Below are 20,501 nucleotides of genomic sequence, written 5' to 3' on the forward strand. Positions count from 1 at the left end.
CAGCGTCGTCGCGCCGGCGCGCGTCCATTGACGACCATACTGTCCCATGCTATCCCAAATCATCCCGTTCGAAGCGTACTTGTCGCACAGGAGCCAGACCCTTCCGGCAGAGGCCGCCGGATCGGTGAAGGCCTCTTGCGGCCGGAGCGGAGAGGGGATCGCGGACGCCGAGGCGGCGTCTCCCGCGGTGTGCGTGGATCCGGGTCTCGATGGATCGCTTCGTCTCCAGCTTCACCAACAAACTGGATGCGAAAGGTCGCGTATCGATCCCGGCGTCGTTCAGGGCCGTCCTGGCGAGGGACGGCTTCGAGGGGCTCTACGTGCATCCGTCGCTGGAGGCGGACGCCTTGGACGCCGGAGGCAACGGTCTGCTTCGGGAGATCGACAGCCTCATCGAGCAGCTCCCGCCGTTCTCGGACGAACGGGATCACTTCTCGACGGCGCTCTACGGCATCAGCGAGGTGCTGAAGGTCGATCCGGAGGGCCGGGTCAGCCTGACCGAAACGCTCAAGGCTCACGCCGGAATCACAGATGCGGTGACCTTCGTGGGGCTGGGGCACAAATTCCAGATTTGGGAGCCCTCTCGTTTCCAACGTCATCTCGACGAGGCCAGGCGAAAGGTGAGGGATCTCAAGAAGGAGCTCGGCGGTTTACGGCCGAGTTCTGCGCCCGGAGCACGGGAACGATGACGGATCGCGGCGCTCGACACTCAAGCGCCGCTGGCGGACCGGTTCGTCACGTTCCCGTGCTGGCGCGGGAAGTTCTCGACACCCTGTCTCCCAGGCCAGGCGGCCTTTATCTCGACGGGACCTTCGGGGCCGGCGGCTATACGCGCGCGATCCTGGAGAGCCATCCGGACCTGCGCGTGCTGGCGCTGGACCGCGACCCGGAGGCGATCGCGGCCGGGCAGGCGCTTGTCGAAGCCATGCAGGGTCGCCTCGTGCTGGCCCAGGCGCGCTTCGGCGACCTGGAGGGCGTCGCCCAGGCGCACGGCTTCGTGCCCCTCGATGGCCTCGTGCTCGACATCGGCGTCTCCTCCATGCAGCTCGACGACGCGGAGCGGGGGTTCTCCTTCCGCTTCGACGGCCCGCTCGACATGCGCATGGAAAAGGCCGGTGAAAGCGCGGCCGACCTCGTGAACGGCATGGAGGAGGGGCCGCTCGCGGACCTCATCTACGCCTACGGGGAGGAGCGCCGGTCCCGCGCCATTGCGCGCGCCATCGTGGCTGCGCGCAAGGAAGAGCGTATCGAGACAACCCGAAGGCTGGCCGACATCGTCGCCCGAGTCGTGAGGCAGAGCCCGGACGGCATCCATCCGGCAACACGCACCTTCCAGGCGCTGCGCATTGCGGTGAACGACGAGCTCGGCGAACTCGAGCGGGCGCTGGAAGCGTCCGAACGCGTGCTGAAGCCGGGCGGTCGGCTCGTGGTCGTCACCTTCCATTCGCTCGAGGACCGGATCGTGAAGCGGTTCATGGCCGAGCGGGCCGGGCGCGAGGCTGCGCCATCGCGCCACGCGCCAGCTGCGGCGCAGCGCGCGCCGACCTTCACCCTGGTCACGAAGCGTCCCCTGACGGCGCAGGACGACGAACTGAGAGCCAATCCCCGCGCCCGTTCGGCCAAGCTGCGCGCCGCGGAGCGCACCACGGCCCCTGCGACGCCCCCCGCGTCGCGTGGCGGCCGCACAACGAAGGGCCGGTGAGATGCGCCGTTTTCTCCACCTAGCCGCGATCCTGGCCCTGATCGGTTCGGCGCTCTACGCCTACCGGATCAAGTACGACACCATCCGGCTCACCGAGCAGGCCGCCAAGCTGCGCAACCAGATCGGCCGCGAGCGCGAGGCCATCGCGGTGCTGCGGGCCGAGTGGCAGTTCCTGAACAAGCCCGACCGGCTGCAGGCGCTGGCCGAGGCGTACACGGACACGCAGCCCGCGTCCGTGCAGCAGATCGCGAAGTGGTCGGACATCCCGCAGCGCCCGGCGCCGGTGGATTCCATCGGCAAGAAGCTGGAGGCGCTCGGCCTCGCGGCGCCGACCAACACGCCAGCGCCGACGCCCGGCGCAGCCCGCGCCGACACGACGACAACCACCGCCACCATTCGCAAGAAGCAGCAGTGAGGATCGCATGAGCGACCAGCAGGGCTCTCCCGATCCGTTCCTCGACGATGGCGCCGAGAAGCAGCGCACGCCCCTGGGCCGGCGGATGATCGGCGGCGTGCAGAACCTGTTCCGGATGCGGCTCGACAAGAGCGGGCACCGGGTGTTCCTGGTCGCTGCTGGCTTCACCATCATCTACGCCGTGATCGCGGGACGGCTGGTCCAACTGGGGCTTCGGCCCGATCCGCCGACCACCTACAAGCGCGCCCAGCAGGAAACGGCGGGCGTCCGGCCGGACATCATCGACCGCAACGGCGAGATCCTGGCCACCGACGTCAAGACAGTGTCCGTGTTCGCCGAGCCCAAGCGCATCATCGACAAGGACGAGGCCGTCGAGCTGCTCACGGCCGTGCTGCCGGACGTCGACGCCCGGGACCTGCGCGAGAAGCTGGGGTCCAAGAAGGGCTTCGTGTGGGTGAAGCGCGAGATCACGCCGAAGCAGCAGCAGGAGGTCTATCGCCTCGGGTTGCCGGGCGTGGGGTTCATGCCCGAGCACAAGCGGGTCTATCCCAACGGGGTGGCGCTCTCGCACGTGCTCGGCTTCACCAACCTGGACAACCAGGGCATCGCCGGGATCGAGAAGTGGATCGACGGCCAGGGCATGGCCGACCTCGGCCTCGCCGGCTTCGCCCGGCAATCGACGGACCTGAAGCCTGTCCAGCTTTCGATCGACCTGCGCGCCCAGCATGCGCTGCGCGACGAGGTCGCCAAAGGCCTGGAAAAGTACAAGGCCAAGGCCGGCGCCGGCATGATCCTGGACGTCACGACGGGCGAGGTCGTCGCCCTCGCGTCCCTGCCCGACTATGATCCCAACAACCCCGTGGACGCGCTCGATCCGAACCGGATCAACCGCATGACGGTGGGCGTCTACGAGATGGGCTCCACCTTCAAGGCCCTGACCACCGCCATGGCGCTGGACAGCGGCAAGGTGAGCATCAACTCGACCTTCGACGCCCGTGGCGCGCTGGCCTACGGCCGCTTCCGCATCCACGACTACCACGGCACCAACCGCATCCTGACGGTGCCGGAGGTGTTCATCCACTCGTCGAACATCGGAACGGCCCGCATGGCCATGGTGATCGGCGTGCAGGGGCACAAGGAGTTCCTCAAGAAGATGGGGCAGCTCGACCGCATGCGGACCGAGATGCCGGAGAGCGCCGAGCCGATCGTGCCGGCCCGCTGGGGCGAGCTGAACACGATGACGATCGCGTTCGGGCACGGCCTTGCGGTTGCGCCCATGCAGGCCGTGGCGGCCGTGGGCGCGCTGGTGAACGGCGGGGTCATGTTCACGCCCACCTTCCTGAAGCGCTCGGCCGAGGAGGCGGCCAAGGTCGGCCAGCGGGTGATCAAGCCGGAGACGAGCGAGGCGCTGCGCTTCGTGATGCGTCTGAACGCCGAGAAGGGCTCCGCCACCAAGGCCGCCATCCCGGGCTACTTCGTGGGCGGCAAGACGGGCACCGCCGAGAAGGTGATCGGCGGGCGCTACAGCAAGAACCGGCTGTTCACGACCTTCATGGCGATTGCGCCGGCGGACAAGCCGAAATACCTGTTCCTGGTGATCTACGACGAGCCGCAGGGATTGCCGGAGACCTACGGCTACGCCACCGCCGCCTGGAACGCGGGCGCCGTGACCGGCAAGGTGATCGAGCGCGTCGCGCCCATGCTGGGCCTGCCGCCCCGGTTCGATCCGCCAGTCGCCCCGTTCCCGCTCATGGCCCGCCTCGGGGCCTGGGGAGCCCGCTGATGAAGTTGTCCGACCTCCTGCCCCAGGTCTCCGGGCCGGACGGCGAGCGCCCGGTCGCGGGCGTAACCGCCGACAGCCGCAAGGCTGCGGCGGGCTTCGCCTTTTTCGCCGTGCCGGGCGTGAAGGCGGACGGGCTCTCGTTCGCCCCGGCGGCCGTCGCGGCAGGCGCGACCGCGGTGGTCGGGGAAGCGGCGCGGCCGGCGGGCCTCGATCCGGCCGTGGCCTATGTTCAGGTGGACGACGTGCGTCGCGCGTTGGCGCTTGCTGCGTCCCGCATGTACCCGCGCCAGCCGGCGACCATCGTGGCTGTCACGGGCACGAGCGGCAAAACGTCGGTCGCCGAGTTCACGCGTCAGATCTTCGCGGCGTGCGGACGGCGCTCGGCCAGCCTCGGGACCATCGGGGTGGTGGCGCCGGACGGCGCCGTGTACGGGTCCCTCACCACGCCGGACCCGGTCACCCTGCATCAGACGCTAGACAGGCTGGCCGGTGACGGCGTCACGCATCTCGCCATGGAGGCATCCTCCCACGGCCTCGACCAGCGGCGGCTGGACGGCGTTCGGCTCGTGGCGGCCGGCTACACCAACCTTGGCCGGGACCATCTCGATTATCACCCGACGGTCGAGGAGTACCTGAAGGCCAAGCTCAGGCTCTTCGATACGCTGTTGCCCGGCGGCTCGACGGCCGTTGTGAACACGGACGGCGCCCATGCGGAGGACGTCGCCGCGGCCGCGAAGGCGCGGGGGCTGCATGTCATGACGGTCGGACGCGGGGGAGAGAGCCTGCGCCTCCTCTCGCTGGAGCGCGACGGATTCGGCCAGGCGCTTGTGCTCGAGGCCGCCGGCCGCCGGTTCGAGGCGCGACTGCCGCTGGTTGGCGATTTCCAGGCGTCCAACGCGCTGGTGGCCGCCGGACTCGCGCTTGCCGCCGGCGAGGACCTCGACGCCGTGCTGGGCGCCTTGCCGGCGTTGTCCGGCGTCAAGGGGCGGCTGGAACGGATCGGCGAGCGCAACGGCGGGCTGGCCGTGGTGGACTACGCCCACAAGCCGGAGGCGCTGGCGAGCGCCCTGGACGCGTTGCGCCCCTACGCCGCCGGCCGGCTCGTCTGCGTGTTCGGCTGTGGAGGCGACCGGGACAGCGGCAAGCGGCCCATCATGGGCGCGATCGCGATCGAGAAGGCGGACGCGGTTATCGTGACCGACGACAATCCCCGCAGCGAGGATCCCGCCGCGATCCGGGCCGAAATCCTGGCCGCCGCCACCGGAGCGCGCGAAATCGGCGACCGAGCGCAGGCGATCCGCACGGCGGTCGCCGAGCTTCAGCCTGGGGATGTCCTGCTGGTGGCCGGCAAGGGCCATGAAACGGGCCAGATCATAGGCGACCGGGTGCTTCCCTTCTCCGATCATGACGCGGTGGCAGCCGCGCTCGCCGAGGCTTGAGCCGTGACACATCCCCATTCCATTCCCGCCTCGGCCCTCTGGACCGGCGCAGCCCTGGTCGAAGCGATGCAGGCTCGCGCAATTGGGGGCGCGCCCGACGTGAGCGGGGTGTCCATCGACACGCGAACCCTGAAGCCGGGCGACCTGTTCTTCGCCATCAAGGGGGACGCGCGGGACGGGCACGACTTCGTCGCCGCCGCCCTGGAGAATGGCGCCGCGGCCGCGGTGGTGCTCGAGAGCCGGGCCGGGGAGTTCGCCGGCAAGGGCCCGCTCTTCGCCGTGCCGGACGTGCTGGAGGCCATGGTGGCGCTCGGGCGCGCCTCGCGCGCCCGCAGCCAGGCGCGGATCGTCGCGGTGACGGGCTCAGTCGGAAAGACGGGGACCAAGGAGGCGCTGCGCACGGTGCTGTCGGCCCAGGGCGCCACGCACGCCTCGGCGGCGTCCTACAACAACCACTGGGGCGTGCCGCTGACGCTCGCGCGCATGCCGGCGGACAGCCGGTTCGGCGTGTTCGAGATTGGCATGAACCACGCCGGAGAGATCACCCCGCTTGTGGCCATGGTGCGCCCGCATGTGGCGCTGATCACCACGGTCGAGCCGGTGCACCTGGAGAACCTCGGCTCCGTGGAGGCGATCGCAGACGCCAAGGCCGAGATCTTCTCCGGCCTCGTCGAAGGCGGCACGGCGGTGATCAACCGGGATAACCCCCATTACGAGCGCCTCCGCCGGGCCGCCGAGGCCTCTCCCGCAGGCCGGATCGTGAGCTTCGGCGAGCACCCCGAGGCCGACGTGCGGATGACGCGCGTCATCCTGCACCCGGACCAGTCGATCGTCGAGGCGACGCTGTTCGGGGAGGCCGCCACGTTCCGGATCGGCAGCCCCGGCAAGCACGTGGCCCTGAACAGCCTGGGCGTGCTCGGCGCCGTGCAGGCGCTCGGCGCCGACCTTGCCCTGGCGGCCATCGCCTTGGCCGACGTCACTCCGCCCACGGGCCGCGGGGAGCAGATCCGCCTGCCGGCGCCCGGCGGCGAGATCGCGCTTTACGACGAAAGCTACAACGCCAACCCGGCGTCCATGCGCGCCGCCCTCGGCGTGCTCGGGCAAGCGCCGGTTGGGCTCAGGGGACGCCGGATCGCCGTGCTGGGCGATATGCTGGAACTGGGGCCGGAGGGTCCGGCGCTTCACGCGGGCCTCGCCGGGGCCGTGATGGAGAACAGGGTGGACCTCGTGTTCGCGGCCGGGCCCCTGATGAAGAATTTGTGGCTGGCGCTGCCGCTGGAGAAGCGGGGCGCCTATGCGCCGAGCGCCGCCGAACTCACCGGCGCCGTGCTGGCGGCGCTGCGCGCCGGCGACGTCGTCACCGTGAAGGGGTCAAACGGGAGCCGCACCGGCGCCATCGTGGCCGCCCTGAAGTCGCGCTTCGCGACCAACGCCGCCTGAGATCGCTGTTCCAATGCTTGCCTGGCTCTCCGAATTCTCCGCGACGCTCAGCATCCTGAACGTCTTCCGATACATCACGGTCCGCACCGGCGCGGCGACCGCGACGGCCCTGTTCTTCGTGTTTTTCTTCGGCCCGGCGATCATCGCAAGCCTGCGCATCAAGCAGGGGAAGGGCCAGCCGATCCGCACGGATGGCCCGCAGAGTCACCTCGCCAAGAAGGGCACGCCCACCATGGGCGGGCTCATGATTCTGTCGGGTTTCCTCGTCTCGACCCTGCTGTGGGGCAACCTCGCCAATCCGTACGTCTGGGTGGTGCTGGCGGTGACCCTCGGCTTCGGGGCGATCGGCTTCTATGACGACTACCTGAAGGTCACCAAGCAGAGCCACAAGGGCTTCGGCGGCCGCTCGCGGCTGGCGCTCGAATTCATCATCGCGGGCGCGGCCTGCGTGGTGATCGCCTACGTCATCCCGAAGATGACCGGCTACGGCGCGGTGCGGCTCGCCGGGGCGCTGGCGGTGCCGTTCTTCAAGGACCTGCTGATCAACCTGGGCGTGTTCTTCATCGCCTTCGGGGCGCTGGTGATCGTGGCGGCTGGGAACGCCGTGAACCTCACGGACGGGCTCGACGGACTCGCCATTGTGCCGGTCATGATCGCCGCCGCGACCTTCGGGTTCATCGCTTACCTGTCGGGCAACGCGATCTACGCGAACTACCTCCAGATCCACTTCGTGCCGGGCACGGGCGAACTCGCCGTGCTGTGCGGAGCCATGATCGGAGCGGGCATCGGGTTCCTGTGGTTCAACGCGCCGCCGGCGCAGATCTTCATGGGTGACACGGGTTCGCTGGCGCTTGGCGGCATGCTGGGCACGGTGGCGGTCGCCACCAAGCACGAGATCGTGCTCGCCATCGTGGGCGGGCTGTTCGTCCTGGAGGCGCTCTCGGTCATCATCCAGGTGGCGTCGTTCAAGCTGACCGGCAAGCGCGTGTTCCGGATGGCGCCGATTCACCATCATTTCGAGCAGCTCGGCTGGTCGGAGCCGCAGGTCGTGGTGCGTTTCTGGATCATCGCCATCGTGCTGGCGCTTGTCGGCCTATCCACCCTGAAGCTGAGGTGAGCATGATCCCGGTCACCTGCTTCTCCGGCCAATCGGTCGCCCTGTTCGGCCTGGGTGGCTCCGGGCTCGCCACTGCGCAGGCCCTCGCCGCCGGCGGCGCGATGGTCGCGGCCTGGGATGACAAGCCGACCTCGCGCGGCAAGGCCGTGGAGGCCGGCATCCCGGTGGTGGACCTCGCCGAGGCGGAATGGTCGGGCTTCGCGGCCCTGATCCTGTCCCCCGGCGTGCCGCTGACCCACCCCACGCCGCACTGGACGGTGGAGAAGGCCAGGGCCGCGGGCGTCGAGGTGATCGGCGACGTCGAGCTGTTCTGCCGCGAACGGGCGCTGCGGGCCCCGGACGCGCCGTTCATCGCGATTACGGGGACCAACGGCAAGTCCACCACGACGGCGCTGATCGCCCACCTGGTGCGCGAGGCCGGGCTCGACGCGCAGATGGGCGGCAACATCGGGACGGCCGTGCTGTCCCTTGAGCCGCCGGCGCCGGGGCGGGTGCATGTGGTGGAGTGCTCGTCCTTCCAGATCGACCTCGCGCCGTCGCTGGCGCCCACGGTCGGCGTGCTGCTGAACGTCACGCCGGATCACCTCGACCGGCACGGCTCCATGGAGAACTACGCCGGCATCAAGGAGCGGCTCGTCGCGGGGGCGGGGACAGCGGTGGTGGGCGTGGACGATGACTGGTGCCGCGCCATCGTGGACCGGCTCAAGGCCGCCGGCCGGACCGTGGTCCCGATCTCCGTGGACCGGCCGCTCGACGAGGGGCTCTACGCCGAGGACCACGTGATCGTGCGCAAGACCCACGGGCTGCGCATCGTGCTCGCCGACCTGGCCGGGATCGGCTCGCTGCGCGGCGCCCACAACGCCCAGAACGCTGCCGCCGCCATCGCGGCGCTGGAGGCGATCGGAGCCGATGAACTGGCCATCCGCCGCGGGCTCGCCAGCTTCCCTGGCCTGGCGCACCGGATGGAGCAGGTGGGGCGGGCCGGCAAGGTCCTGTTCGTCAACGACAGCAAGGCCACCAACGCCGACGCCGCCGAGAAGGCCCTGGCGGCCTTCCCGTCGGCCATCCACTGGATCATCGGCGGCGTCCCCAAGGAGGGCGGCATCGCGCCGCTCGCCCCCTGGTTCGGGCGCGTGGCGAAGGCCTACCTGATCGGGAAGTCCTCCGACGCCTTCGCGGCGACGCTGGACGGCAAGGTCCCGTACGCCCGCTGCGAGACGCTGGACAACGCGGTCGCGGCGGCGGCGGCCGACGCCGTCGCTTCCGACGCCCCGGAGCCCGTCGTGCTGCTGTCGCCTGCCTGCGCGTCCTACGACCAGTATCCCAACTTCGAAGTACGAGGCGCGCATTTCCGCGACCTCGTCCTCGCCCTGCCGGGCGTCGCCCCTGTCGGAAAGGCCTGACCCATGCCGTCACGTCTGGAACGCTCGCCCTTCGCGCAGTGGTGGTGGACGGTCGACCGTTTCCTCCTGTTCAGCCTGCTGGTGCTGATGGTGCTCGGCATCGTGCTGTGCATGGCGGGCAGCCCGCCCGTGGCGGAGCGCCTGGGGCTGCCGACGTTCCACTTCGTGTCGAACCAGGTGAAGTACATGGTCCCGGCGCTCGCCGTGATGTTCGGGATCAGCATGATGAGCCCGCGCCACGTGCGCCGCACCGCGCTGATCATCTACGTGATCGCGATGGCGCTGGTGGTCTGCACGCTGCTGTTCGGCGTGGAGGTGAAGGGCGCCAAGCGGTGGATCAACTTCCCGGGCGGCGCCATTCAGCCCTCCGAGTTCGTGAAGCCGGCCTTCGTGGTGCTGGCCGCCTGGGCCTTCTCCGAAGGCGGGCGCCGCAAGGACGTGCCTGGCACGGTCGTGGGCTTCATGCTGCTGGCCTGCACCATCGTGCCGCTGGTGCTGCAGCCCGACATCGGCCAGACCATGCTGATCACGCTGGTGTGGTGCGGCCTCGTGTTCCTGTCCGGCCTGCACCTGTTCTGGGTGGCGGGGCTCGGCGGCGTCAGCATGTTCGGGCTGTTCATCGCTTACCATGTGCTGCCGCACGTGGCGGCGCGCATCAACCGCTTCCTGGATCCGGCGTCGGGTGACACGTTCCAGGTTGACAACGCGATCGATTCCTTCGTTCAGGGCGGCTGGCTCGGCAAGGGGCCGGGGGAAGGCACCGTCAAGCGCATCCTGCCGGACAGCCACACGGACTTCATTTTCGCCGTCACGGCCGAGGAGTTCGGCATCCTGGTGTGCATCGGCCTGCTGACCATTTTCGCGATGGTGGTGCTGCGCGGCCTCGTGCTGTCGCGGCGCAACGAGGAGCCGTTCTGCCGGCTCGCTGCCGCAGGCCTCGTCATGCTGTTCGGGCTCCAGTCGGTGATCAACATGGCCGTGAACGTGCACCTCATGCCCGCCAAGGGCATGACGCTGCCCTTCATCAGCTATGGCGGCTCCTCGCTGATCTCGCTGGCGCTCGCGATGGGCTTCCTGCTGGCCGTCACGCGGCGGCGGCCTCGCGCCGAGATCTATGACCGGATCGTGCCCGAGCATACCGAGGAGGCCTACGCCTGATGGCGCGCGGCCCCATCCTGCTCGCGGCCGGCGGCACCGGCGGGCACCTGTTCCCGGCGGAGGCGCTGGCCCATGCGCTGGCGGCGCGCGGGCTCGCCGTGCATCTCGCCACCGACGAGCGGGCGACCAAATATGGAAACGCCTTCCCGGCCGTAGAGACGCACGAGATCCCGTCCGCCACGCCGAGCGGGCGCTCGCCCGTCCAGATGGCCGGGGCGGCCCTCAAGCTCGCGCAGGGCGTCCTGGCGGCCTGGACCCTGATCGGCCGGCTCAAGCCCGCCGCCGTGGTGGGTTTTGGGGGATACCCGACCGTCCCGCCCGTGCTGGCCGCCGCGCTGCGGGGCGTGCCGACCATCATTCACGAGCAGAACGGCATCCTGGGCCGCGCCAACCGGCTGCTGGCGCCGCGCGCCCGCATCATCGCGACCGGCTTCCCGCAGGTGCGGGGCGTTGAGGGGCCGCTGAAGGCCAGGCAACGGCAGACCGGCAACCCGGTGCGCCTGCCGGTGCTGGAAGCCGCCAAGCTGCCCTACACGCCGCCGCAGCCCGGCGGCAGGCTGAACCTCGTCGTGTTCGGCGGCAGCCAGGGCGCGCGGGTGATGAGCGACATCGTCCCGCCCGCGCTGGAGAAGCTTGCGCCAGAGGAACGGGCCCGGCTCTCGCTCGTGCAGCAAGCGCGCGAAGAGGACCTCGCCCGCGTCCGCGAGATTTATGGGCGCCTGGGCGTCGCAGCCGAGGTCTCGCCGTTCTTCACCGATATGCCGGCCCGGATCGCGCAGGCGCACCTGGTTGTGGCCCGGTCCGGAGCGTCCACGGTGGCGGAGCTGTCCGTGATCGGCCGACCCGCGATCCTGGTGCCCCTGCCGGGGTCGCTGGATGGCGACCAGGCGGCCAACGCCGTGAGCCTCGAAGCCATCGGCGCGGCGGTCGTGATCCGGCAGGCCGATTTCACCCCGGAGAGGCTCGCGGCCGAGTTGTCGGCCAGCCTGGCCGACACCGCGGGTTTGACCCGGGCCGCGGAAGCGGCGAAAAGCGCGGGCATTCCCGACGCCGCGGAGCGTCTGGCCGATCTCGTCATCGAGGTCGCCGGTTCCGCCCGATGATGGAGACCGCCCCATGAAGCTGCCGACCGAACTCGGCCCCATCCACTTCGTCGGCATCGGCGGCATCGGCATGTCCGGCATCGCCGAGGTGCTTCACAACCTGGGCTACACGGTCCAGGGCTCGGACGCTTCGGACAACGCCAACGTCAAGCGTCTGCGCGACAAGGGCATCAAGGTTTCGGTCGGCCACAACGCCGAGGCGCTGGGCGACGCCGCCGTCGTGGTGGTCTCGACGGCCATCAAGCGAGACAACCCGGAGTTGATGGCTGCGCGCGAGAAGCGGCTCCCGGTGGTGCGCCGCGCCGAGATGCTGGCCGAGCTGATGCGGCTCAAGCAATGCGTCGCCATCGCGGGCACGCACGGCAAGACGACCACGACCTCGCTGGTCGCCACCCTGCTCGACGCCGGCGGGTTCGACCCGACCGTCATCAACGGCGGCATCATCAACGCCTACGGGACCAACGCGCGCCTTGGCGCCGGCGACTGGATGGTGGTGGAGGCGGACGAGTCCGACGGCACGTTCCTGAAGCTGCCGGCGGACGTGGCGATCATCACCAACATCGACCCCGAGCACCTCGACCACTTCAAGACCTTCGACGCCATCAAGGACGCGTTCCGCACCTTCGTGGAGAACCTGCCCTTCTACGGCTTCGCGGTGATGTGCCTCGACCATCCGACCGTGCAGGAGCTGGTTGGCAAGATCGAGGACCGCCGGGTCATCACCTACGGCGAAAACCCGCAGGCCGACGTGCGGCTCACGGACGTGGACCTCACGGGCGGGCGGTCGCGCTTCCGCGTGCAGGTCCGCGACCGCAAGACGGGCGAGGTGACGGCCATCGACAATCTCACGATGCCGATGCCGGGGCACCACAACGCGCTCAACGCCACGGCGGCTATCGCGGTGGCCTATCACCTCGGCATGACGCCGGACCGGATCCGCGAGGCGCTGGGCGCCTTCGGCGGCGTGAAACGCCGCTTCACCCGCACGGGCGAATGGAATGGCGTCGCCGTGTTCGACGACTACGGGCATCACCCGGTGGAGATCGCCGCCGTGCTGCGCGCGGCGCGGGCGTCGACCACTGGGCAGGTGATCGCCGTGGTGCAGCCGCACCGCTACTCGCGCCTTTCCGCGCTGTTCGACCAGTTTGCCACCTGCTTCAACGACGCGGACGTGGTGATCGTGGCCGATACCTATGCGGCCGGCGAACAGCCGATCCCGGGCGCCGATCGCGATTCGCTGGTCCAGGGCTTGAAGGCCCATGGACATCGCAACGTCCTGCGACTGTCCGGTCCCAACGAGTTGGCCAGCCTCGTCTATGGCGTGGCGCATCCAGGCGATTACGTCGTGTGCCTGGGGGCTGGCACGATCACCAACTGGGCCTACGCCCTGCCGGGCGAACTCGCGGCCCTGGACAAAGCGAAGTGAGCTTCCCGGACATCACGCTCCAGCTGCGGGACGCCGTCCCGGGCCTGCGCGGCGGTCTGGAGGCGAACGCCCCCATGGCGCCCCTGTCGTGGTTCCGCACGGGCGGGCCTGCCCAGGCGTTGTACTCTCCGGCCGACGAGGACGACCTGGCGGCCTTCCTGGCCGGCTGCCCGGGCGGCATCCCAGTGCTGGTGGTCGGGCTGGGCTCCAACCTGCTGGTGCGGGACGGGGGCGTGCCGGGCGTGGTGATCCGCCTCGGCAAGCCGTTCCAGGAGATCCAGGCGGATGGCCTGCGCATCCGCGCCGGAGCCGGCGCCGCCGACGTGAAGGTCGCGCGCACAGCCGCGGAGGCCGGGGTCGCCGGGCTCTCGTTCCTGCGTGGGATCCCAGGCGCCATCGGCGGCGCGCTGCGCATGAACGGCGGCGCCTATGGGGGCGAGACGAAGGACGTCCTCCTGTCCTGCCGGGGCGTGTCGCGGGACGGGACCGTCCGGACCTACGCCTTGGCCGACATGGGCTTCACGTACCGCCACTGCGGCGTGGCGGACGACGTGATCTTCACGGAAGCCCTGTTCGAGGGACGTCCGGGGGACCCCGCCGCGATCCTAGCCGAGATGAACGATATCACCCAGGCGCGCCAGGCGTCGCAGCCGGTGAACACGCGCACGGGCGGGTCCACCTTCAAGAACCCGCCGGGCGGCAAGGCCTGGGAGCTGGTCGACAAGGCCGGCTGCCGTGGGTTGCGCATGGGCCATGCGCAGGTCTCGGAGCTGCACACGAACTTCCTCATCGCCCATCCGGGCGCGACCGCCGCCGAGGTCGAGGGCCTGGGCGAGGAGGTTCGCCGGCGCGTGCGTGAGACATCGGGCGTGGAGCTCGAGTGGGAGATCAAGCGGGTCGGGCTGCCGGCCTGACGCGTCCATCGTCGCGCGATCCGTCTCGCCTCAGCAGAAGGTCGCGCGACACGGTCGGACGAGGGGCTGACGCGAGGGCTCGCCCCCTCGGGGCTTCCGGTCGCCAGTCCCTCATCCGTCAGCTTCGCTGACGCCTTCTCCCGGGGGAGAAGGGGCGCTCGCCAAAGGAGAAACACACCATGGCCAAGCATGTCGCGGTTCTGATGGGCGGGCTTTCCGCCGAGCGGACGGTTTCGCTCAACTCGGGCGCGGCCTGCGCCAACGCGCTGGAAGGCGAGGGCTACCGCGTCACGCGAATCGACGTGGACCGGAACATCGCAGCCGTGCTGTCGGACCTGCGTCCGGACGTGGTCTTCAACGCGCTCCACGGCCGCTGGGGCGAGGACGGGATCATGCAGGGCATCCTGGAGATGCTGCGCATCCCCTACACCCACTCTGGCGTGCTCGCCTCCGCGCTCGCCATGCAGAAGGACCGCGCCAAGGCGGTGATGGCGGCTGCCGGCGTGCCGGTGCCCCGCGGCGTCACCGTGCACCGCCTCGAGGCGGCGAAGCGGCACGTCATGGAGCCGCCCTACGTGGTCAAACCTGCTAACGAAGGCTCCTCCGTGGGAGTCATCATCGTGAGGGAGGATCGGACCCATCCGCCGCAGGAGCTGGCGCGGGAGGACTGGGCCCTCTCGGAGATGATGCTTGTCGAAAATTATGTGGCGGGACGGGAGCTTACGTGCGCCGTGATGGGCGACAAGCCGCTCGGCGTGATCGATATCCGGCCTGCGACCGGGGTGTTCTACGACTACGATGCGAAGTACGCGAAGGGGGGCTCCATCCACGTGCTCCCGGCAGAAATTAAACCGAATATTTACCAACTCGTCCAAGAGTTGGCGTTAACGGCGCATCAAGCACTTGGCTGCCGGGGCGTCAGTCGCGCTGACTTTCGATACGACGATCGGCCGGGCGGAACCGGCGAACTCGTCTGTCTCGAGGTCAACACGCAGCCCGGGATGACCGAGACGTCACTTGTGCCGGAATTGGCGGCCCACGCGGGCCATAGTTTCGGTGAGTTGGTTCGATGGATGGTGGAGGACGCCTCCTGCGATCGGTAAGCGGGCCCTTCGGGGCCCCGCTGACGGCTCAGCCGGCCTACGCCGGCGCGAGCCTTCCCGCCGTTGCGGCGGGCCGGTCCGCCGCGGCGACGCGCCGCCCGAATCGCATGGGGCCGCCGGTCCTGCGCGCTTCGGAGCGGGTTTCGTCGCGCCTTCCGCGCCACATCGGCAGCTACCTGCTTTTCGGATTCCTGGGCGCCGTCGGACTGTTCGGCGCCGTGAAGGGCGGGCAGTACGACGATTTCGTGGCCCTCTACGGCGCGCCGCAGGACGTGGCCGCCCGGGCGCTGGGCTTCAGCATCCAGAACGTCGCAATCAGCGGCCTGGTCGAGCTGAACCAGACCGAAGTGCTCCAGGTCGCGGGCATCGACCCGCGCGGCTCCCTGCCGTTTTTCGACGCCGCCGCAGCCCGCGAGCGGCTGATGAACGTGCCGCTGATCAAGGACGCCACCGTCCGCAAGCTCTATCCCAACGGCCTGGCGATCACGCTGGTCGAGCGCGAGGCCTTCGCGCTCTGGCAGAAGGAGGGCCGGGTCTATGTCGTCGCCCAGGACGGCACGGTGACCGACACCCTCAACGATCCACGGTTCAATCACCTGCCGCTGGTCGTGGGCGAGGGGGCCAACGCCAAGGCGTCGGTCCTCACCAAGCTGCTCGACGGCGCGCCCGACGTGAAGGCCCATGTGCGGGCCGGCATGTTCGTCGGCCAGCGTCGCTGGACCCTGAAGATGGACAACGGCGTGGACGTGCGCCTGCCGGAGGAGAACCCGGCGAGGGCGCTGACCCGGCTGGCCGGGCTCATCAAAGACCAGAAGATCCTCGACAAGGACGTGCTCGCGATCGACCTGCGGATGCCCGACCGGGTCGTGCTGCGCCTGGGCGAGGAGGCCGCCACGGCCCGCGCCGAAGAGCTCAAGGCCAAATTCAAGCCAAAGGGCAACCCGACGTGAGTCATCGTCACCCCAGTCTGACGCCTCGCCTCAAGCCGCTGTCGCCGCGGAAGAGCACGGTCCTGTCCGTGATCGACATCGGCACGACGAAGGTGGCCTGCCTGGTCGCGCGCCTGGACCCCGCGGCCGAGAGCGACCTCCTGCGCGGGCGCACGCACCGCGCGCGCATCATCGGGATCGGGCACCAGCGCTCGCGCGGGCTCAAGGGCGGCGCGATCGTGGACCTGGAGAGCGCGGAGCATGCGATTCGCCTGGCCGTGGACGCGGCCGAGCGCATGGCCAAGGTCGAGATCCGCGCCGCGATCGTGAACATGACGGGCGGGCGGCTGGGCTCCGAGAGCTACCAGGCCCATGTGGGCCTGCGCGGCGCCGGGGTCAGCGACAGCGACATCCATCGCGTGCTCGAGGCGGCCAGCACGACCGGCGCGCGGCCGGGGCGGACCGTTCTCCATTCGCTTCCGACCGGCTTCGCGCTGGACGCGACGAAGGGCATCAACGACCCGCACGGGATGGTGGGCGAGAAGCTCGGGGTGGACATGCACGTCGTGTCGTCCGACCAGAACGCCGTCCGCAACCTGATGCTGGCGGTCGAGCGCTGCCACCTCGACGTCGAAGCCGTGGTGGCCACGCCCTACGCGGCCGGACTCTCCTGCCTCGTGGACGACGAGGCGGAGATGGGCGCCGTCGTGATCGATCTCGGCGGGGGCACGACGTCCATCGGCGTGTTCGCGGGCGGCCACCTGGTGCACACGGACGCGATCGCGGTCGGCGGCAACCACATCACCATGGACATCGCCCGCGGGCTCTCGACCAGCGTGGCGCACGCGGAGCGCCTCAAGACGCTCTACGGATCCACCATCGCGAGCGCCTCCGACGAGCGCGAGACGATCGCGGTGGCCTCGGTGGACGAGGACGATCGCGACGCGGTGAACCACGTTCCGAAGTCGCACCTGGTGCGGATCATCCGCCCGCGCGTCGAGGAGATGCTGGAGCTCGTGCGCGATCGGCTAAAAGCTTCCGGCTTCTCGGCGGAAACCGGGCGGCGGGTGATCCTGGCGGGTGGCGGCGCGATGCTGACCGGGATGCCGGAGCTGGCGCGCACGCTGGTGTCGAAGCAGGTGCGCATCGGGCGCCCTCTCGGCGTGCAGGGCCTGCCCGAGGCTGCGAAGGGGCCGTCCTTCGCGGCTCCGGTCGGATTGCTGGTCTACCCACAGGTGGCGGCGCTCGAGCACTTCACGCCCCGCCAGAGCGCGTACCGTGCAACTGGCACGGACGGCTACTTTTCCAGAATGGGGCGGTGGCTGAAGGATAGTTTCTGACAGGGAACGGGACCAAGGCGCGGCGGGCCGCGGTCCCATCAGGCGAGACACAGGCGCTGCGGGGCGCCCCAGACATACGAGAGGCCAAGGACATGACCATCAATCTCAAGGTTCCGGACATTCGCGAACTCAAGCCCCGGATCACGGTGTTCGGCGTCGGCGGCGCCGGCGGCAACGCCGTGAACAACATGATCGAGCTGGGCCTGCAGGGCTGTGAATTCGTCGTCGGCAACACCGACGCCCAGGCCCTGACCATGTCCAAGGCCGACCGGGTGATCCAGATGGGCATCCAGGTCACCGAGGGCCTTGGCGCCGGCTCGCAGCCGGAGGTCGGCCGCGCGGCCGCCGAGGAAGTCATCGACGAGATCCGCGACCAGCTGTCCGGCGCGCACATGGTGTTCGTGACGGCCGGCATGGGCGGCGGCACTGGCACGGGCTCCGCCCCGGTGGTGGCCCGCGCGGCGCGCGACATGGGCATCCTGACGGTTGGCGTCGTGACCAAGCCGTTTCAATTCGAGGGCGTGCGCCGCATGCGCCTGGCCGAGGCGGGCATCAACGAGCTGCAGAAAGCCGTCGACACGCTGATCGTCATCCCGAACCAGAACCTGTTCCGGGTGGCCAACGAGCAGACGACCTTCGCCGACGCGTTCGCGATGGCCGACCGGGTTCTCTACTCGGGCGTCGCCTGCATCACCGACCTCATGGTCAAGGAAGGCCTCATCAACCTCGACTTCGCCGACGTTCGCGCGGTGATGCGCGAGATGGGCAAGGCGATGATGGGCACGGGCGAGGCCACTGGCGAGAAGCGCGCCCTGCGCGCCGCGGAAGCCGCCATCGCCAACCCGCTGCTCGACGACGTCTGCATGAAGGGCGCGCGCGGCCTGTTGATCTCCATCACCGGCGGCTCCGACCTCACCCTCTACGAAGTCGACGAGGCTGCTACCCGCATCCGCGAGGAGGTCGACCAGGACGCGAACGTGATTTTCGGCGCCACGCGCGACGACTCGCTCGAAGGCATCGTGCGCGTCTCGGTTGTCGCGACCGGCATCGAAAGCGAACTGATCGAGAAGGGCGCCGCGCCCGCCATGGACCAGGGCATCGCCGAGGTCGCCGAGCGCCTGCGCACGCAGGTGCGCACCCGCCACGAGCAGATGGCCCAGGCGGCTGCCCGTTCCATCCCGCGGATCGAGACCCAGCCCGAACCGGCTCCGATCGTCCACGCGCCCGCTCCCGCCCCGCAGCCCGCGCCCGTCTATGTGCAGCCCGAGCCGGCTCCGGCTCCCGCCATGACGCACAACGACGTCACGCTCCGTCCGATGCAGCCCAAGGCGGCGGCCTATGAGCCGATGGCGGAGGCCCCGCGCGCGCCTGCGCCCGAGCCCGTCCACCAGCAGACCGCCTTCATTCCGCCTCGCGCGGAGGAGGTCGTTCGCCCGCCGCGCATGCCGCGCGTCGACGAGCTGCCGCTGCCCGGCCAGCGCATCATGCAGGAGCGCGCGCCCGTCCAGGCCGCAGCGGCTCCGGCTGCGCAGCCCGAGAAGAAGCGGGTCACCCTGATGGAGCGCCTCGCCGCGGCAGGCTTCGGGCGCCGTGAGCATCGCGACGAGGCCCCGCAGGCGCCGGCGCAGCAGGCTGCGCCCCAGCCTCGCGCCGCGCAGCCGCAATACGTGCCGCAGGCCCAGCCGCAGCAGCCGACCTCCGTCCACCAGGAGTACGGCAAGCGCCCGGCCCCGCAGGTGCGCGCGCCCCAGGGCGGCCTCGACATGCACGGCCGTCCGACCCAGCGGCTCGAGGACGACCAGCTGGAGATCCCGGCCTTCCTGCGTCGCCAGTCCAACTGACGATCCACAACCCATCACGCGAAGGAAGCCCGGGGCCGCAAGGCGCCGGGCTTCAGCCTTTTGTAACCATCCAGAGATTCCCTAAGAGAACGTAACGAGTTACACGTTTTGCGAGTGTTACAAACAGTTAGAAAGCGTGATTTGGCCCGACTCTAGGCGGGCGCTATGTTCCGAATCGCGAGACGGGCTCGACTGAGTCCGACAACAATGCCTCCATAAAATTCTCGCAGGGGCGCGTTTGACAGAACACGGACGATCGGCGGCAGGCAAATCAGGCCGCTGGCGGGTGTGTGGAACGGTATGATGGCTGGTCAAAAACAGACGACTCTCCGCGACCGCGTGGAATTGAAGGGCGTCGGCGTCCATTCAGGAGCGCCGGTTCGCATCGTTCTCCACCCCGCTGACGTCGACACCGGAATCTCGTTCCTGCGGACGGGCCTGGAAGGCGGTCGCGAGCGCCAGATCGAGGCGCGCTACAATGCAGTCAGCGCCACCGAGCTCTGCACCATCATCGGCGACGCGAACTCCGGCGCCGTCGCCACCATCGAGCACCTCATGGCCGCCTTTACGGGCCTGGGCGTCGACAACGCCCTGGTCGAGATCGACGGCCCGGAAGTGCCGATCATGGACGGCAGCTCCGCGCCGTTCGTGGACGCCATCGACATGGTCGGCCTGGTCCGGCAGGTGGCCAATCGGCGCTACATCAAAATTCTCAAGCCCGTCCGGGTGGAGCAGGGGCGCGCCTTTTCCGAACTGCGTCCCTTCGCCCGCGGGTTCCGCCTCGAGGTCGAGATCGATTTCGATACGCCCCTGATCGGCCGCCAAAAGCGCGTGCTGGATCTCGAGCCCGGCGCGTTCCGTCGCGACATCGCGCGGGCTCGCACCTTCGGGTTCATGAAGGACGTGGAGCGCCTCTGGAAGGCGGGCTTCGCCCTTGGCGCTTCGCTCGACAACACGGTCGCGCTTGGTGACGAAGGCGTGATCAACCCAGAGGGGCTGCGGTTCGCCGACGAGTTCGTACGCCACAAGACGCTTGACGCCATCGGCGACCTGTCGCTCGCGGGCGCGCCCATCCTGGGCTGCTACCGGTCCTATTGCGGCGGTCACCGCATGAACGTGGCGGTGCTCCAGGCGCTGTTCGCGGACCGCTCGGCCTACGCGATCGTCGAGGGCGGCCGCCGGGATGTCGGCCATGCCGAGCCGGCGATTCGCCCGGCGCTGGCCTTCGCCGCCGAGACCAACTGACACCTGCGCTGTGTTGCCCGAAGGTCGCCGTCCACGGCGACGTTCGGGCATTTTCGTGACAGGCGGCCTGCGCGGGTAGCGGTGCTGCCCAGCATGCGCTAAACAGGCCCGCGTCATTCCGAGCTCCGGTCCGTCCGGGGAAT

General features: G+C 69.6%; 17 protein-coding genes. All 17 read left to right on the forward strand.

What is annotated here, in order from left to right; translation table 11 throughout:
- Positions 1 to 209 precede the first annotated feature (209 nt).
- The 17 genes from mraZ to lpxC all read left to right on the forward strand — a co-directional run bounded on the left by mraZ (position 210) and on the right by lpxC (position 20,358).
- Positions 210 to 689, forward strand: coding sequence for a division/cell wall cluster transcriptional repressor MraZ (gene mraZ / locus SLNSH_RS25325; protein WP_245422201.1), 480 nt, complete (start codon positions 210 to 212; stop codon positions 687 to 689).
- Positions 686 to 1,702 (forward strand): 16S rRNA (cytosine(1402)-N(4))-methyltransferase RsmH, encoded by a 1,017-nt coding sequence (gene rsmH, locus SLNSH_RS25330; protein WP_245422203.1) that lies wholly within the window; start codon positions 686 to 688, stop codon positions 1,700 to 1,702. The genes mraZ and rsmH overlap by 4 nt, the downstream gene beginning before the upstream one ends.
- Before the next feature lies 1 nt (position 1,703).
- Positions 1,704 to 2,117 carry a cell division protein FtsL gene (gene ftsL, locus SLNSH_RS09650; protein WP_196240233.1) on the forward strand — a complete coding sequence of 138 codons (414 nt, stop codon included), beginning with the start codon at positions 1,704 to 1,706 and terminating at the stop codon, positions 2,115 to 2,117.
- A gap of 7 nt (positions 2,118 to 2,124) precedes the next feature.
- Entirely contained in the window at positions 2,125 to 3,900 is a 1,776-nt protein-coding gene (locus tag SLNSH_RS09655) for a peptidoglycan D,D-transpeptidase FtsI family protein (RefSeq protein ID WP_106336519.1), read from the forward strand.
- Positions 3,900 to 5,339 (forward strand): UDP-N-acetylmuramoyl-L-alanyl-D-glutamate--2,6-diaminopimelate ligase, encoded by a 1,440-nt coding sequence (locus tag SLNSH_RS09660; RefSeq protein WP_106336521.1) that lies wholly within the window; start codon positions 3,900 to 3,902, stop codon positions 5,337 to 5,339. Before SLNSH_RS09655 ends, SLNSH_RS09660 begins: the two co-directional genes overlap by 1 nt.
- Positions 5,340 to 5,360: 21 nt before the next feature.
- Complete coding sequence (locus tag SLNSH_RS09665; RefSeq protein WP_425352989.1) at positions 5,361 to 6,779, forward strand: UDP-N-acetylmuramoylalanyl-D-glutamyl-2,6-diaminopimelate--D-alanyl-D-alanine ligase; 1,419 nt, start codon at positions 5,361 to 5,363, stop codon at positions 6,777 to 6,779.
- A 13-nt stretch (positions 6,780 to 6,792) separates the two neighbouring features.
- Positions 6,793 to 7,896, forward strand: a complete 1,104-nt coding sequence (gene mraY, locus SLNSH_RS09670; RefSeq protein ID WP_106336523.1) for a phospho-N-acetylmuramoyl-pentapeptide-transferase — start codon at positions 6,793 to 6,795, stop codon at positions 7,894 to 7,896.
- A 2-nt stretch (positions 7,897 to 7,898) separates the two neighbouring features.
- A complete protein-coding gene (gene murD, locus SLNSH_RS09675) occupies positions 7,899 to 9,299 on the forward strand; it encodes a UDP-N-acetylmuramoyl-L-alanine--D-glutamate ligase (RefSeq protein WP_106336525.1) in 1,401 nt (466 codons plus the stop codon).
- A gap of 3 nt (positions 9,300 to 9,302) precedes the next feature.
- Positions 9,303 to 10,457, forward strand: coding sequence for a putative lipid II flippase FtsW (gene ftsW, locus SLNSH_RS09680; protein WP_106336526.1), 1,155 nt, complete (start codon positions 9,303 to 9,305; stop codon positions 10,455 to 10,457).
- Positions 10,457 to 11,560, forward strand: a complete 1,104-nt coding sequence (murG, locus tag SLNSH_RS09685; protein WP_106336528.1) for an undecaprenyldiphospho-muramoylpentapeptide beta-N-acetylglucosaminyltransferase — start codon at positions 10,457 to 10,459, stop codon at positions 11,558 to 11,560. The genes ftsW and murG overlap by 1 nt, the downstream gene beginning before the upstream one ends.
- 13 nt (positions 11,561 to 11,573) lie before the next feature.
- On the forward strand, positions 11,574 to 12,986 hold the full coding sequence (gene murC, locus SLNSH_RS09690) for a UDP-N-acetylmuramate--L-alanine ligase (protein WP_106336530.1): 1,413 nt from the start codon (positions 11,574 to 11,576) through the stop codon (positions 12,984 to 12,986).
- Positions 12,983 to 13,900 (forward strand): UDP-N-acetylmuramate dehydrogenase, encoded by a 918-nt coding sequence (gene murB, locus SLNSH_RS09695; RefSeq protein WP_106336532.1) that lies wholly within the window; start codon positions 12,983 to 12,985, stop codon positions 13,898 to 13,900. The genes murC and murB overlap by 4 nt, the downstream gene beginning before the upstream one ends.
- Before the next feature lie 179 nt (positions 13,901 to 14,079).
- Positions 14,080 to 15,003, forward strand: coding sequence for a D-alanine--D-alanine ligase (locus SLNSH_RS09700; protein WP_106336534.1), 924 nt, complete (start codon positions 14,080 to 14,082; stop codon positions 15,001 to 15,003).
- A 107-nt stretch (positions 15,004 to 15,110) separates the two neighbouring features.
- On the forward strand, positions 15,111 to 15,953 hold the full coding sequence (locus SLNSH_RS09705; protein ID WP_158266731.1) for a cell division protein FtsQ/DivIB: 843 nt from the start codon (positions 15,111 to 15,113) through the stop codon (positions 15,951 to 15,953).
- On the forward strand, positions 15,950 to 17,272 hold the full coding sequence (gene ftsA / locus SLNSH_RS09710) for a cell division protein FtsA (RefSeq protein WP_245422205.1): 1,323 nt from the start codon (positions 15,950 to 15,952) through the stop codon (positions 17,270 to 17,272). Before SLNSH_RS09705 ends, ftsA begins: the two co-directional genes overlap by 4 nt.
- Before the next feature lie 92 nt (positions 17,273 to 17,364).
- Positions 17,365 to 19,113 (forward strand): cell division protein FtsZ, encoded by a 1,749-nt coding sequence (ftsZ, locus tag SLNSH_RS09715; protein ID WP_106336537.1) that lies wholly within the window; start codon positions 17,365 to 17,367, stop codon positions 19,111 to 19,113.
- Positions 19,114 to 19,416: 303 nt separating this feature from the next.
- Positions 19,417 to 20,358 carry a UDP-3-O-acyl-N-acetylglucosamine deacetylase gene (gene lpxC / locus SLNSH_RS09720; RefSeq protein ID WP_106336803.1) on the forward strand — a complete coding sequence of 314 codons (942 nt, stop codon included), beginning with the start codon at positions 19,417 to 19,419 and terminating at the stop codon, positions 20,356 to 20,358.
- The last annotated feature ends 143 nt before the right edge of the window (positions 20,359 to 20,501 follow it).

Origin of the sequence: Alsobacter soli (assembly GCF_003004785.1) — a bacterium.
Lineage (GTDB): Bacteria > Pseudomonadota > Alphaproteobacteria > Rhizobiales > Beijerinckiaceae > Alsobacter > Alsobacter soli.

Bases quoted from the DNA above. Each gene is read 5' to 3' on its own strand.
- ftsW (WP_106336526.1), top strand. From the start codon at position 9,303: ATGCCGTCACGTCTGGAACGCTCGCCCTTCGCGCAGTGGTGGTGGACG.
- rsmH (WP_245422203.1), top strand. From the start codon at position 686: ATGACGGATCGCGGCGCTCGACACTCAAGCGCCGCTGGCGGACCGGTT.
- SLNSH_RS09700 (WP_106336534.1), top strand. From the start codon at position 14,080: ATGGCCAAGCATGTCGCGGTTCTGATGGGCGGGCTTTCCGCCGAGCGG.
- murC (WP_106336530.1), top strand. From the start codon at position 11,574: ATGAAGCTGCCGACCGAACTCGGCCCCATCCACTTCGTCGGCATCGGC.
- ftsL (WP_196240233.1), top strand. From the start codon at position 1,704: ATGCGCCGTTTTCTCCACCTAGCCGCGATCCTGGCCCTGATCGGTTCG.
- mraY (WP_106336523.1), top strand. From the start codon at position 6,793: ATGCTTGCCTGGCTCTCCGAATTCTCCGCGACGCTCAGCATCCTGAAC.
- ftsZ (WP_106336537.1), top strand. From the start codon at position 17,365: ATGACCATCAATCTCAAGGTTCCGGACATTCGCGAACTCAAGCCCCGG.
- lpxC (WP_106336803.1), top strand. From the start codon at position 19,417: ATGGCTGGTCAAAAACAGACGACTCTCCGCGACCGCGTGGAATTGAAG.
- murD (WP_106336525.1), top strand. From the start codon at position 7,899: ATGATCCCGGTCACCTGCTTCTCCGGCCAATCGGTCGCCCTGTTCGGC.
- murG (WP_106336528.1), top strand. From the start codon at position 10,457: ATGGCGCGCGGCCCCATCCTGCTCGCGGCCGGCGGCACCGGCGGGCAC.
- SLNSH_RS09705 (WP_158266731.1), top strand. From the start codon at position 15,111: ATGGGGCCGCCGGTCCTGCGCGCTTCGGAGCGGGTTTCGTCGCGCCTT.
- mraZ (WP_245422201.1), top strand. From the start codon at position 210: ATGGATCGCTTCGTCTCCAGCTTCACCAACAAACTGGATGCGAAAGGT.
- SLNSH_RS09655 (WP_106336519.1), top strand. From the start codon at position 2,125: ATGAGCGACCAGCAGGGCTCTCCCGATCCGTTCCTCGACGATGGCGCC.
- SLNSH_RS09660 (WP_106336521.1), top strand. From the start codon at position 3,900: ATGAAGTTGTCCGACCTCCTGCCCCAGGTCTCCGGGCCGGACGGCGAG.